The organism is Methylophilus sp. DMC14, assembly GCF_056314085.1.
Map to the genome: position 1 here is coordinate 275,329 of NZ_JBQUZA010000001.1, position 13,496 is coordinate 288,824.

The following is a 13,496-nucleotide window of genomic DNA, read 5'->3' on the forward strand; positions in this document are numbered from 1 at the left end:
TACTCCTTAACTGCCAATTTGACGGGTCATGAATGTAGTTTCAATTGGCAACTTAGCAGCAGCCAATTTGAAAGCTTCGCGAGCCAACTCTTCGCTCACGCCATCCATCTCGTACAACATTTTGCCTGGCTGAATTTGAGCGATGTAGTAATCAACACTACCTTTACCATTACCCATACGCACTTCAGCTGGTTTTTTAGAGATTGGTTGGTCAGGAAACACACGGATCCAAACGCGACCACCACGTTTAATGTGACGAGTCATCACACGACGGGCAGCTTCAATCTGGCGTGCGGTCAAACGACCACGACCAATCGCTTTTAAACCAAATTCACCAAAGCTTACCTTGTTACCAGTAGTCGCAATGCCTTTATTACGACCCTTTTGCATCTTGCGGTATTTCTGTCTAGCTGGTTGCAGCATCTTTAGCCCTCGGCTTTCTTACTTTTTTCTCTGGCTCAGCATCGGCAACCGCAGCATTAGCAGCAGCGTTGTCACCGAAAATCTCGCCTTTGAATACCCAAACTTTAATCCCGATAATACCGTAGGTGGTAGAAGCTTCTGCCACACCATAGTCGATATCAGCACGCAGTGTATGGAGAGGCACACGACCTTCGCGATACCACTCTGTACGTGCAATTTCGATACCGTTCAAACGACCGGAACTCATAATCTTGATGCCTTGTGCACCCAAACGCATTGCATTTTGCATGGCGCGTTTCATGGCACGACGGAACATCACACGCTTTTCCAATTGCTGAGCAATCGACTGTGCGATCAATGTAGCATCTAACTCTGGCTTACGCACTTCTTCAATGTTCAGGTGAACAGGCACGCCCATCAACCCTTGCAGAGTAGAACGTAAAGACTCGATGTCTTCACCTTTTTTACCAATCACAACACCTGGACGGGCACTGTGAATTGTAATTTTTGCGTTTTTAGCCGGACGCTCGATAATAATTTTGCTTACAGCAGCGCTTGCCAGTTTCTTGTTCAAGAACTCACGCACTTTGATGTCGCCTTGCAACATCGCAGGGAAGTTCTGGCTGTTAGAGTACCAACGTGAGGCCCAGTTTTTCTGAACGCTCAAACGGAACCCAATTGGATGAATTTTCTGTCCCATATTATTCCTTTGAGTCACCGACTGTCACATGAATATGACAGGTTGGCTTCGTAATACGACCAGCGCGACCTTTTGCACGTGCACGGATACGCTTCATCACCAAGCCTTTATCGACATAAATTGAAGTCACCTTCAACGTATCGATATCAGCACCATTGTTATGTTCAGCGTTAGCAATGGCTGACTCAACCACTTTTTTGATGATCTCAGCACCACGCTTGGGCGTGAATGCCAGGATATTCAGTGCTTGATCAACTTTTTTGCCACGCACAAGGTCAGCCACCAAACGCGCTTTTTGCGGAGAAAGGTGTACGCCTTTTAAAACTGCAGTCACTTGCATTATCAGCCCCTTACTTCTTCGCTTTTTTATCAGCCGCGTGACCCTTGAATGTGCGTGTCAACGCAAATTCACCGAGCTTGTGACCAACCATGTTTTCAGAAATCAACACAGGCACATGCTGTCTGCCGTTGTGCACTGCGATGGTTAAACCAATGAAATTTGGCAAAACTGTCGAGCGACGTGACCAAGTTTTGATTGGTTTGCGATCGCGACCCGCAACAGCGGTTTCGACTTTCTTCGCCAAATGTGCATCCACAAATGGACCTTTTTTAATAGAACGTGCCATAGCGATTACCTTACATTTCTCGGACGACGACTTACGCGCATGTTATCGGTACGCTTGTTCTTACGAGTACGATAACCCTTAGTTTTCTGACCCCATGGTGACACAGGGTTCATACCGGCAGCAGTACGGCCTTCACCACCACCGTGCGGGTGATCAACCGGGTTCATCACCACACCACGTACGGTTGGACGGATACCGCGCCAGCGCATCGCACCAGCTTTACCGATAGAACGCAATGAATGCTCTTCGTTACCCACTTCACCCAGGGTTGCCTTGCAATCCACGTGCACACGGCGAACTTCACCAGAGCGTAAACGCAACTGAGCATAAGAACCTTCACGCGCCAACAGCTGTACAGAAGTACCAGCTGAACGGGCGATTTGGGCACCTTTACCTGGCTGAATCTCGATGCAGTGAATGGTGCTACCAACTGGAATATTGCGCAGTGGCAAAGCATTACCAGCACGGATAGGCGCTTCAGAGCCGCTCAACAATTGCGCACCGGCAGCGATGCCACGTGGCGCAATGATGTAACGACGCTCACCATCCGCGTAGCACAACAAAGCAATGTTTGCTGTACGGTTTGGATCGTATTCGATACGCTCAACAGTTGCAGGAATACCATCTTTGTTACGGCGGAAGTCAACAATACGGTAATGCTGCTTATGACCACCACCTTGATGACGAGTGGTAATACGGCCGTTATTGTTACGACCTGCGTTCTTGCTTTGACTTTCCAACAGCGGCGCGTAAGGCTTGCCTTTATGCAAATCTGGTGTAATGACTTTCAATACACCGCGACGACCGGGGGAAGTTGGTTTGACTTTAACTAATGCCATGTCTTCTCTCCTTATTCGCCAGCTGCGAAGTTAATTTCTTGACCTGGCTTCAAGCTCACATAAGCTTTTTTCCAGTCACTACGTTTACCCATGCGACGACCAGCGCGCTTCACTTTACCTGCGACATTAATCACAGACACAGAAGCAACTTCGACCTTGAACACCAATTCAACAGCCGCCTTAATTTCTGGCTTGGTCGCATCAGTACGCACTTTAAAAGCAATTTGCTGATGCTTGTCAGCAATGAATGTTGCTTTTTCAGTAATTTGTGGAGCCAAAATCACTTGCAACAAACGATCTTGTGTTTTTGTAGCTGCGGTAATCATGCCAAGATCTCCTCAAGTTTCTTCACAGCACTGGCTGTGACCAAAACGTTAGGGAAACGCACCAGACTTACTGGATCAGCATATTGCGCTTCAACCACCAATACGTTTGGCAGGTTACGGGAAGACAAGTACAAATTCTCATCAAAACCATCAGTCAACAGCAAAACACCGCCATCGATGCCCAGAGCATTGATTTTCTGTACGAATTGTTTAGTTTTTGGCGTATCAACAGTGAAACTGTCTACCACCTTCAAACGGTCCTGACGCACCAGTTCAGACAAAATCGTCTGCATACCAGCACGGTAAGCCTTACGGTTCACCTTGTGGCTATAGTTTTCGTTAGGACTGTTTGGGAATGCACGACCGCCTCCACGCCAAATCGGGCTGGATGCCATACCGGCACGGGCGTTACCAGTGCCCTTTTGTGCATATGGCTTGTGTGTCGTGTGAGCTACAGTAGCACGTGTTTTTTGAGCACGGGTTGCGGTTCGGGCATTTGCCATGTAGGCAACAACCACTTCATGCACCAATGACTCATTAAATTCACGACCGAACGTCACATCAGAGGCATCTACGCCTTTTTTAGCAACCTTGCCGTTTTGATCGATAAGTTTCAGTTCCATTATTTAGCCCCTTTCGCTTTGATGGCTGGACGTACAACGACATTGCCACCTTTGGAGCCAGGCACGGAACCTTTAATCAACAACAGGTTACGCTCTACATCTACACGGACGATTTCCAGGTTTTGGGTTGTGACTTTAGCATCCCCCAAATGACCAGGCATGCGCTTACCAGGGAATACTCGACCTGGATCCTGCGCCATACCGATAGAACCTGGTACGTTATGTGAACGTGAGTTACCGTGAGATGCACGGTTAGAGGAGAAGTTATGACGCTTGATCGCACCGGCAAAACCTTTACCGATGGAAGTACCCGTCACATCAACCAACTGACCAACGGAGAAAATGTCTACAGTAACATTGCCGCCCACTTGGAAGTTAGCCAATACATCTTCAGCCACATTGAATTCTTTAATACCAGCACCAGCAGCAACGCCAGCCTTGGCATAATGACCAGTCAACGCTTTGTTGATACGGCTGGCACGACGCTCACCGTAAGCAACCTGAAGGCCAGTATAACCATCAGTTGCGACTGTCTTTACTTGTGTCACGCGGTTAGGAATCACTTCCAGCACTGTTACAGGAACGCTTGCGCCTTCTTCTGTAAAAATGCGGGTCATGCCCACCTTGCGACCAATAAGCCCTAAGCTCATGATCAGTTCCTTATAATAGTTAAAGTGAACGATTACAATTGACCGTCCACCGAAGAGCGCGGATTATACCGAACTATTCTTGATTTGACAATAACCTTTTCTTTCGAAAAGGTTATTTCTAATGACAACTTTAAAAATTAAAGCTTGATTTCTACATCTACGCCAGCTGGCAAATCCAATTTCATCAATGCATCTACAGTCTTGTCTGTAGGGTCAACGATATCCATCAAGCGCTGATGGGTACGGATTTCAAACTGATCACGGGAGGTTTTGTTCACGTGTGGGGAACGCAGAATGTCAAAGCGTTCGATACGTGTTGGCAATGGCACTGGACCTTTTACAACTGCACCAGTACGTTTCGCAGTATCCACAATTTCCAAAGCAGATTGGTCGATCAAACGATAGTCAAATGCTTTCAGACGGATACGAATTTTTTGAGCTGCCATGTTTTTTCCTTAAAAAGAGCAAAAAGCGGCAGGATACTCCTGCCGCTCATAAAAAGAATTACTCGATGATTTTGGCAACAACGCCAGCACCAACGGTACGACCACCTTCACGAATCGCGAAGCGCAGACCATCTTCCATCGCGATAGGCGCGATCAATGTCACAGTGATAGATACGTTATCACCTGGCATCACCATTTCGGTACCTGCTGGCAATTCAACTGCACCAGTCACGTCAGTGGTACGGAAGTAGAACTGTGGACGGTAGCCGTTGAAGAATGGTGTATGACGACCACCTTCATCTTTACCCAACACGTAGATCTCAGCGGTGAACTTGGTGTGTGGTTTGATAGAACCGGATTTAGCCAGCACTTGACCACGCTCAACTTCTTCACGTTTAGTACCGCGCAGCAGTACGCCTACGTTGTCACCTGCTTGACCTTGGTCCAGCAGTTTACGGAACATTTCAACACCAGTACAGGTGGTTTTCAAGGTTGGCTTCAGGCCAACGATTTCGATTTCGTCACCGACTTTAACGATACCACGCTCAACACGGCCTGTTACTACAGTACCACGACCAGAGATAGAGAATACGTCTTCTACTGGCATCAGGAAGGTACCGTCAATGGCACGCTCTGGGGTTGGGATGTAGCTGTCCAATGCGTCAGCCAATGCGAAGATCGCTGGTTCGCCGATTTCTGATTGGTCACCTTCGAGGGCCAATTTAGCAGAACCTTTGATGATTGGGGTGTCATCACCTGGGAAGTCATACTTGCTCAGCAAGTCACGCACTTCCATTTCAACCAGTTCCAACAACTCAGCGTCGTCAACCATGTCAGCTTTGTTCAGGAACACAACGATGTATGGTACGCCAACCTGACGGGCCAACAGGATGTGCTCACGTGTTTGTGGCATAGGGCCGTCAGCAGCGGAACATACCAGGATCGCGCCGTCCATCTGGGCAGCACCGGTAATCATGTTTTTAACGTAGTCGGCGTGGCCTGGGCAGTCAACGTGTGCGTAGTGACGGCTTGCAGTCTCGTACTCAACGTGTGCTGTGTTGATGGTAATACCACGTGCTTTTTCTTCTGGTGCCGCGTCAATTTGGTCGTAAGCTTTTGCTTCGCCACCAAATTTCTTGGTCAACACTGTGGTGATCGCCGCTGTCAATGTTGTCTTACCGTGGTCAACGTGACCAATCGTACCAACGTTCACGTGTGGCTTGGTACGTTCAAATTTGCCTTTTGCCATGATGTTTTTCCTTTAATTCAATACTTTAAAAATCAATTATTTTTTGTTGATGATTGCATCAGCAACGTTTTTCGGCGCATCTGCGTAATGTTTGAATTCCATGCTGTAGGTTGCACGACCTTGTGACAAGGAACGCACGACAGTGGAGTAACCAAACATCTCTGACAGCGGCACTTCAGCTTTAATCGCTTTACCGCCACCAGGCATATCATCCATGCCCTGAATGATGCCACGACGAGATGACAAGTCACCCATCACATCACCCATGTACTCTTCAGGCGTCTCAACTTCAACCGCCATCATTGGCTCCAGCAAGACTGGATCTGCTTTACGCATACCATCTTTGAAACCGATAGAAGCAGCCATCTTGAACGCGTTTTCGTTCGAGTCAACGTCATGGTAGGAACCATCAAACAGGGTCACTTTTACGTCGACCACTGGGAAGCCTGCCAGAACACCTGCTGGAATTGTTTCACGCAACCCCTTATCTACTGCAGGGATAAATTCACGTGGCACAGTACCGCCTTTAATGGCATCCACAAACTCGTAACCTTTACCAGCCTCATTTGGCTCCATTTTGAGCCATACGTGACCGTACTGACCTTTACCACCGGACTGTTTAACGAATTTACCTTCAACCTCAACCGCTTTACGGATCGCTTCACGGTAAGCCACTTGTGGCGCACCTACGTTGGCTTCAACGTTGAATTCACGCTTCATACGGTCAACCAGAATCTCCAGGTGCAATTCACCCATACCGGAAATAATGGTTTGGCCAGATTCTTCGTCGGAACGCACGCGGAAAGAAGGGTCTTCTTGTGCCAAACGGCCCAATGCCAAGCCCATTTTTTCCTGATCGCTCTTGGTTTTTGGCTCAACAGCCACGTGAATCACTGGCTCAGGGAATACCATGCGCTCAAGGATGATAGGCTTGTCTGGAGAGCACAAAGATTCACCAGTGGTCACTTCTTTCAAACCGATACAGGCTGCAATGTCGCCTGCCAACACTTCATCCACTTCTTCACGGTTATTCGCGTGCATCTGCACGATACGACCAATACGCTCTTTTTTACCCTTCACAGAGTTGAGCACGGTATCACCCTTGTTCAACACACCAGAGTAAACACGGATAAAGGTCAACTGACCGACAAACGGGTCTGTCATCAATTTAAATGCCAGCGCAGAGAACCCTTCTTTGTCATCGGCTTTACGGCTGGCTGGTTTGCCATCATCATCTTCACCGGTCACATCAGGAATATCTACTGGAGATGGCAGGAACTGAATCACCGCATCCAGCATACGTTGCACGCCTTTGTTTTTAAAGGCAGAACCGCACAGCATCGGCTGAATTTCACCCGCAATGGTACGCGTACGCAGACCAAACACGATATCCTTCTCTTCCAGATCACCGTTTTCCAGGTATTTGTTCATCAGATCTTCGCTGGCTTCTGCCGCAGATTCAACCATCTGCTCACGCCATTTTTTAGCAGTCTCAACCAGATCAGCCGGAATCTCACCGTAAGTAAATTTCATGCCTTGAGAAGCCTCATCCCAGATGATGGCTTTCATTTTCATGAGATCAACGACACCAGTGAAAGTATCTTCACGGCCAATTGGGATCACCACAGGCACTGGGCTAGCGCGCAGACGCGTTTTCATCTGCTCAACAACTTTGAAGAAATCGGCACCAGAACGGTCCATTTTGTTCACAAAGGCCAAGCGAGGCACTTTGTATTTGTTGGCCTGACGCCAAACAGTTTCAGATTGTGGTTGCACACCACCTACCGCACAGTACACCATGCAGGCGCCATCCAGCACACGCATGGAACGCTCAACTTCAATCGTGAAGTCTACGTGCCCAGGGGTATCAATAATGTTGAATCGATGCTCAGGCAAAGACAGGTCCATGCCTTTCCAGAAACAGGTGGTCGCAGCGGAAGTAATGGTAATCCCACGCTCCTGCTCTTGCTCCATCCAGTCCATGGTCGCTGCACCATCGTGCACCTCACCAATTTTATGGTTCACACCAGTGTAGAACAGAATACGTTCTGTCGTGGTTGTTTTACCTGCGTCAATGTGCGCAGAAATACCAATATTACGGTAGCGTTCAATAGGGGTTTTACGTGCCACGATGCTTTACCTTTGCTATCAATTCAACTAATTATTAAAGAACGAGGTCGTTTAATTAAAAACGGAAGTGTGAGAAAGCCTTGTTGGCTTCTGCCATACGATGAACTTCTTCACGCTTCTTCATTGCGGCGCCGCGGCCTTCTGAGGCTTCAAGCAACTCAGCAGCCAGACGCAAGCCCATGGACTTTTCGCCACGCTTGCGCGCTGCATCACGCAACCAACGCATTGCCAAGGCGCTACGACGGCTAGGACGCACTTCAACAGGCACCTGATAGTTAGCACCACCGACGCGACGGCTTTTCACTTCAACGATAGGGCGCAGATTGTTCAACGCTGTGGTGAATAATTCCAGCGGATCTTTGCCACTCTTGCTGGCTACTTGATCAAATGCACCGTAAACAATACGCTCAGCAACAGATTTCTTACCACCTGTCATCAGTACGTTTACGAATTTGGATACTTCCTGGCTACCAAATTTTGGATCCGGCAAGATATTACGTTTGGGGACTTCTCTACGTCTAGGCATAACTATTCTCTTTCAATTAAATTTTGCTAGCTACAACACTGCAAGGCATTTCAGCCGCTATTAAAAATTGGACCAATGTCCGAAACCAACTTAACAAATTAAGCTTTAGCTTCTTTAGGACGTTTAGCACCGTATTTGGAACGTGACTGTTTACGATCTTTCACACCAGCCGTATCCAAGCTGCCGCGCACCATGTGGTAACGCACACCTGGCAAGTCTTTTACACGACCACCGCGAATCAGCACCACAGAGTGCTCTTGCAGGTTATGGCCTTCACCGCCGATGTAGCTAATAACTTCGTAACCGTTAGTCAGGCGCACTTTGGCAACCTTACGCAACGCGGAGTTTGGCTTTTTAGGAGTAGTGGTGTACACACGGGTACATACACCACGCTTTTGTGGGCAAGATTCCAGGGCTGGAACCTTGCTCTTGGTTACCACTTTAACGCGTGGTTTACGTACTAACTGATTAATGGTTGGCATTGCCTTAACCTCTTCACCTTAAAAAATCCACCAACTGAGCAGGAAACTCAGGACTGGCAGCATATCAACAATAACACCTTATTGAGACAATAAGGCTATTCTGAGAAACCCAGCATTTTAATAAACGAGTCAAGGGGTGTCAAGCATTATTCATACTTGAACACCCCTTGTTTTATTACCCGGCCTGACGACCGGAAAAGCCTAAAATTACTCGGTCGCGTTGTCGTCCGTTGCGGTTTCTTCAACCACTTCTTCTGGTGCAAACATCGCTTCAGCGGCCAACATCGCTTCTGAAGGCTCAGCGACATTTGGCGTCAACGACGCAATTGCTGCACGCTTGCGAGACTCGTGATACGCCAAACCGGTACCGGCTGGAATCAGACGGCCGACAATCACGTTTTCTTTCAAGCCACGCAGATCGTCGCGTTTGCCCAAGATCGCAGCTTCGGTCAACACTCTTGTCGTTTCCTGGAACGATGCGGCAGAGATGAAGGAGTCCGTAGACAGCGATGCCTTGGTAATCCCCAGCAATACGTACTCGAAAGTTGCCGGACGTTTGTTTTCGGCAATGACGCGTTCGTTTTCAGTCAACAAGTCTGCACGTTCTACCTGCTCACCCGGGATGAAGCTGGTATCACCGGCATCTTGCACTTTCACACGGCGCAACATCTGACGCACAATGACTTCAATGTGCTTGTCGTTAATCTTCACGCCCTGCAAACGATACACGTCTTGCACTTCGTCAATGATGTAACGTGCCAGTGCCTCACGACCTTGCAGACGCAAGATGTCTTGCGGATCTGCCGGGCCGTCGACAATCGTTTCACCCTTGGTGACCACTTGACCATCGTGCGCGGTCACGTGCTTGTCCTTGGCAATCAGGAACTCGCTGGTAATACCGTCGAGGTCAGTAATGACCAGACGCTGCTTACCCTTGGTGTCCTTACCAAAGGACACAGTACCGGTCACTTCTGCCAGCATGCCGGCATCTTTGGGTGAACGCGCTTCGAACAGCTCTGCTACGCGTGGCAGACCCCCGGTAATATCCCGTGTTTTGGAGGATTCTTGCGGGATACGTGCCAGCACTTCACCCACACCCACTTCCTGACCATCTTTCACGGTAATGATACAACCCAGCTGGAAGGTGACGTTTACCGGCGTTTCAGTACCGGCAATTTTCACTTCCACACCATTTGCATCCAGCAATTTCACCTGTGGACGCAAGCCTTTAGTCGAGCCCGCTCTTTGTTTAGGATCAATCACCACCAGTGAGGACAAGCCAGTGACTTCATCCACCTGCTTAGCAACCGTGACGCCTTCTTCAACGTTCTCGAACTTCACGCGCCCCGCATACTCGGTAATAATCGGACGAGTATGTGGATCCCAAGTCGCCAAGGCCTGACCCGCTTTAACCGTCTTACCATCATTGATGGTCAGCGTCGCACCGTAAGGCACTTTATGACGCTCACGCTCACGGCCATTGTCGTCAGAAATCACAACCTCACCGTTACGGGAAATCACGATCTGCTCACCACGTGAGTTGGTCACGTAACGCATGGTAGAAGTGAAGCCAGCCGTACCGTTAGACTTGCTCTCTACTTGTGACACAGAAGCTGCACGGGATACCGCACCACCAATGTGGAATGTACGCATGGTCAACTGTGTACCAGGCTCACCGATGGACTGTGCCGCAATCACGCCGACAGACTCGCCGATACTGATCAGCTTGCCACGACCCAGGTCACGACCGTAGCACTTGGCGCAGATACCGTAACGCGTGTCGCAAGTCAGGGCAGTACGCACTTTGACTTCATCAATGCCCAAGGCATCAATTTTCTCGACTTCGTCTTCACCCAGTAAAGTACCGGCTGCGAATACCACTTCCTGTGTTTCAGGATGCAAGATATCCAGAGCAGAGGTACGGCCTAGGATACGGTCATGCAAGGGCTCAACTACTTCACCGCCTTTAACCAGCGCCTTGGTGACCAAGCCTTCGGTGGTGCCACAATCCGTCTCGGTCACAACCAAGTCTTGTGTCACGTCTACCAGACGGCGTGTCAGGTAACCGGAGTTCGCTGTTTTCAGCGCCGTATCGGCCAGACCCTTACGCGCACCGTGGGTTGAAATAAAGTATTGCAACACGTTCAAGCCATCACGGAAGTTCGCCTTGATCGGCGTTTCAATAATGGAACCATCTGGTTTCGCCATCAGGCCACGCATACCAGCCAGCTGACGTACCTGCGCTGCAGAACCCCGCGCACCGGAGTCGGCCATCATGTAAATCGCGTTAAAGGATTCCTGACGGACAGCTTTACCGTCTTTGGTGACCACGTTGCCGTCAGCGTCCTTGACATCTTCTTCGCGCAACTGCTTCATCATGGCCTCAGCCACTTTGTCACCGGCACGACCCCAGATGTCGACCACCTTGTTGTAACGCTCACCCTGTGTCACCAGACCGGACACATACTGGTCTTCGATCTCTTTCACTTCAGCATCGGCAGCCGCAATCAATTGCTCTTTCTCTGGTGGCACCAACATGTCATTGATGCTGATAGAGATACCGGCTTTGGTCGCGTATGAGTAACCGGTGTACATCAGTTTATCCGCGAAGATCACGGTTTCACGGATGCCCACCTTACGGAAGCTGGCGTTGATCAGGCGTGAAATTTCTTTTTTCTTCAGTGCCTTGTCAATGTAGCTGTATGGCATGCCTGGTGGCAGAATTTCAGACAGCAAAGCACGGCCAACGGTGGTGTTATACCGATTGAATTTCTCGGTTTTGTGACCGGTCACATCCATCTCGAACTCACGGATACGCACCGTAATCTTGGCGTGCAAATCGATCAGCCCCTGGTCGTACACACGTTGTACTTCCTTGATGTCACTGAAGATCATACCTTCGCCACGTGCAGCCACTTTTTCGCGAGTCATGTAGTACAGACCCAACACAATATCCTGCGAAGGCACAATGATAGGCTCGCCGTTGGCTGGAGACAGTACGTTGTTGGAGGCCAGCATCAACGTGCGGGCTTCCATCTGTGCTTCCAGACTCAATGGAACGTGTACCGCCATCTGGTCACCGTCAAAGTCGGCGTTAAAGGCTGAACACACCAATGGGTGCAACTGGATCGCTTTACCTTCGATCAATACTGGCTCAAATGCCTGGATACCCAAACGGTGCAAGGTAGGCGCACGGTTCAACAACACCGGATGCTCGCGGATCACGTCCTCGAGGATATCCCAGACTTCTGGTCCTTCCTCTTCCACTTTCTTCTTGGCCGCTTTAATGGTGGTTGCCAGACCTAACACTTCCAGCTTGTGGAAAATGAAAGGCTTGAACAATTCCAGCGCCATTTTCTTAGGCAAACCGCACTGATGCAGTTTCAACTGCGGACCAACCACAATCACGGAACGGCCGGAGTAGTCCACACGTTTACCCAACAGGTTTTGACGGAAACGACCGCCTTTACCTTTGATCATGTCAGCCAGTGATTTGAGCGGACGCTTGTTGGCGCCGGTCATGACTTTACCGCGACGACCGTTATCCAGCAGAGAGTCAACAGCCTCTTGCAACATACGTTTTTCGTTACGGACGATGATTTCAGGCGCTTTCAACTCTAACAAACGCTTCAAGCGGTTGTTACGGTTGATCACACGGCGATACAGGTCGTTCAAATCTGAGGTCGCAAAGCGGCCGCCATCCAATGGGACCAATGGACGCAGCTCTGGTGGCAACACTGGCAAGATTTCCAGGATCATCCACTCTGGCTTGATGCCGGATTTCTGGAACGCTTCCAGCACTTTCAGACGCTTGGCGATCTTCTTGATCTTGGCTTCAGAGCTGGTCGCGGACAGTTCGCTACGCAATGTTTCAATCTCGCGCTCAATGTCCATGGTGCGCAACAATTCACGCACGGCTTCAGCACCCATCACGGCGTTGAATTCGTCACCGTATTCTTCCACCTTGGCCAGGTAGTCATCTTCAGTCAGCAACTGACCACGGGTCAGCGGCGTCATGCCTGGATCAATCACGATGAATGCTTCAAAGTACAACACACGTTCGATGTCGCGCAAGGCGATATCCAGCACCATGCCCAAGCGGCTAGGCAGGGATTTCAGGAACCAGATGTGGGCGACAGGTGAGGCCAGCTCGATGTGACCCATGCGCTCACGACGCACTTTGCTCAGTGTGACTTCAACGCCACATTTTTCACAAATCACACCGCGATGTTTCAAACGCTTGTATTTACCGCACAAGCACTCGTAATCTTTGATCGGGCCAAAGATTTTGGAGCAGAACAAACCGTCCCGCTCAGGTTTAAAGGTACGGTAGTTGATGGTTTCTGGCTTTTTCACTTCACCATAGGACCATGAACGGATTTTTTCAGGTGAAGCCAGCGCGATCTTGATCGCGTCGAACTCTTCTTCTTGCGTAACCTGTTTAAATAAATCTAATAACGCTTTCATAGAGACTCT

At 49.3% G+C, this 13,496-nt stretch carries 14 protein-coding genes; all 14 read right to left on the minus strand.

Features of this window, described 5'->3' with window-relative positions; genetic code table 11:
- Positions 1-6 precede the first annotated feature (6 nt).
- Complete coding sequence (gene rplP, locus ACT53C_RS01410) at positions 7-423, minus strand: 50S ribosomal protein L16 (RefSeq protein WP_055827127.1); 417 nt, start codon at positions 421-423, stop codon at positions 7-9.
- Entirely contained in the window at positions 407-1,123 is a 717-nt protein-coding gene (gene rpsC, locus ACT53C_RS01415; protein WP_194748730.1) for a 30S ribosomal protein S3, read from the minus strand. The genes rplP and rpsC overlap by 17 nt, the downstream gene beginning before the upstream one ends.
- Before the next feature lies 1 nt (position 1,124).
- Positions 1,125-1,463 (minus strand): 50S ribosomal protein L22, encoded by a 339-nt coding sequence (gene rplV / locus ACT53C_RS01420; RefSeq protein WP_194748731.1) that lies wholly within the window; start codon positions 1,461-1,463, stop codon positions 1,125-1,127.
- 10 nt (positions 1,464-1,473) lie between these two features.
- Positions 1,474-1,749: a 30S ribosomal protein S19 gene (gene rpsS / locus ACT53C_RS01425; protein WP_018986275.1), complete on the minus strand. Its 276-nt coding sequence runs from the start codon at positions 1,747-1,749 to the stop codon at positions 1,474-1,476.
- 5 nt (positions 1,750-1,754) lie between these two features.
- Positions 1,755-2,588 carry a 50S ribosomal protein L2 gene (gene rplB, locus ACT53C_RS01430; protein WP_194748732.1) on the minus strand — a complete coding sequence of 278 codons (834 nt, stop codon included), beginning with the start codon at positions 2,586-2,588 and terminating at the stop codon, positions 1,755-1,757.
- Positions 2,589-2,599: 11 nt separating this feature from the next.
- Positions 2,600-2,914 (minus strand): 50S ribosomal protein L23, encoded by a 315-nt coding sequence (gene rplW, locus ACT53C_RS01435; protein ID WP_018986277.1) that lies wholly within the window; start codon positions 2,912-2,914, stop codon positions 2,600-2,602.
- Positions 2,911-3,537: a 50S ribosomal protein L4 gene (gene rplD, locus ACT53C_RS01440; RefSeq protein WP_476144473.1), complete on the minus strand. Its 627-nt coding sequence runs from the start codon at positions 3,535-3,537 to the stop codon at positions 2,911-2,913. The genes rplW and rplD overlap by 4 nt, the downstream gene beginning before the upstream one ends.
- Complete coding sequence (gene rplC, locus ACT53C_RS01445; RefSeq protein ID WP_049637763.1) at positions 3,537-4,187, minus strand: 50S ribosomal protein L3; 651 nt, start codon at positions 4,185-4,187, stop codon at positions 3,537-3,539. Before rplC ends, rplD begins: the two co-directional genes overlap by 1 nt.
- A gap of 137 nt (positions 4,188-4,324) precedes the next feature.
- Positions 4,325-4,633, minus strand: a complete 309-nt coding sequence (gene rpsJ, locus ACT53C_RS01450) for a 30S ribosomal protein S10 (protein ID WP_018986280.1) — start codon at positions 4,631-4,633, stop codon at positions 4,325-4,327.
- A 58-nt stretch (positions 4,634-4,691) separates the two neighbouring features.
- Positions 4,692-5,882: an elongation factor Tu gene (gene tuf / locus ACT53C_RS01455; protein ID WP_194748734.1), complete on the minus strand. Its 1,191-nt coding sequence runs from the start codon at positions 5,880-5,882 to the stop codon at positions 4,692-4,694.
- A gap of 36 nt (positions 5,883-5,918) precedes the next feature.
- Positions 5,919-8,012 carry an elongation factor G gene (gene fusA / locus ACT53C_RS01460; protein ID WP_194748735.1) on the minus strand — a complete coding sequence of 698 codons (2,094 nt, stop codon included), beginning with the start codon at positions 8,010-8,012 and terminating at the stop codon, positions 5,919-5,921.
- A gap of 55 nt (positions 8,013-8,067) precedes the next feature.
- Entirely contained in the window at positions 8,068-8,538 is a 471-nt protein-coding gene (rpsG, locus tag ACT53C_RS01465) for a 30S ribosomal protein S7 (protein WP_194748736.1), read from the minus strand.
- A gap of 98 nt (positions 8,539-8,636) precedes the next feature.
- Complete coding sequence (gene rpsL / locus ACT53C_RS01470) at positions 8,637-9,020, minus strand: 30S ribosomal protein S12 (protein ID WP_194748737.1); 384 nt, start codon at positions 9,018-9,020, stop codon at positions 8,637-8,639.
- Between the two features lie 207 nt (positions 9,021-9,227).
- Positions 9,228-13,487: a DNA-directed RNA polymerase subunit beta' gene (gene rpoC / locus ACT53C_RS01475; RefSeq protein ID WP_194748738.1), complete on the minus strand. Its 4,260-nt coding sequence runs from the start codon at positions 13,485-13,487 to the stop codon at positions 9,228-9,230.
- Between the last annotated feature and the right edge of the window lie 9 nt (positions 13,488-13,496).

Bases quoted from the DNA above. Each gene is read 5' to 3' on its own strand.
- rplP (WP_055827127.1), bottom strand. From the start codon at position 423: ATGCTGCAACCAGCTAGACAGAAATACCGCAAGATGCAAAAGGGTCGT.
- rpsC (WP_194748730.1), bottom strand. From the start codon at position 1,123: ATGGGACAGAAAATTCATCCAATTGGGTTCCGTTTGAGCGTTCAGAAA.
- rplV (WP_194748731.1), bottom strand. From the start codon at position 1,463: ATGCAAGTGACTGCAGTTTTAAAAGGCGTACACCTTTCTCCGCAAAAA.
- rpsS (WP_018986275.1), bottom strand. From the start codon at position 1,749: ATGGCACGTTCTATTAAAAAAGGTCCATTTGTGGATGCACATTTGGCG.
- rplB (WP_194748732.1), bottom strand. From the start codon at position 2,588: ATGGCATTAGTTAAAGTCAAACCAACTTCCCCCGGTCGTCGCGGTGTA.
- rplW (WP_018986277.1), bottom strand. From the start codon at position 2,914: ATGATTACCGCAGCTACAAAAACACAAGATCGTTTGTTGCAAGTGATT.
- rplD (WP_476144473.1), bottom strand. From the start codon at position 3,537: ATGGAACTGAAACTTATCGATCAAAACGGCAAGGTTGCTAAAAAAGGC.
- rplC (WP_049637763.1), bottom strand. From the start codon at position 4,187: ATGAGCTTAGGGCTTATTGGTCGCAAGGTGGGCATGACCCGCATTTTT.
- rpsJ (WP_018986280.1), bottom strand. From the start codon at position 4,633: ATGGCAGCTCAAAAAATTCGTATCCGTCTGAAAGCATTTGACTATCGT.
- tuf (WP_194748734.1), bottom strand. From the start codon at position 5,882: ATGGCAAAAGGCAAATTTGAACGTACCAAGCCACACGTGAACGTTGGT.
- rpsG (WP_194748736.1), bottom strand. From the start codon at position 8,538: ATGCCTAGACGTAGAGAAGTCCCCAAACGTAATATCTTGCCGGATCCA.
- rpsL (WP_194748737.1), bottom strand. From the start codon at position 9,020: ATGCCAACCATTAATCAGTTAGTACGTAAACCACGCGTTAAAGTGGTA.
- rpoC (WP_194748738.1), bottom strand. From the start codon at position 13,487: ATGAAAGCGTTATTAGATTTATTTAAACAGGTTACGCAAGAAGAAGAG.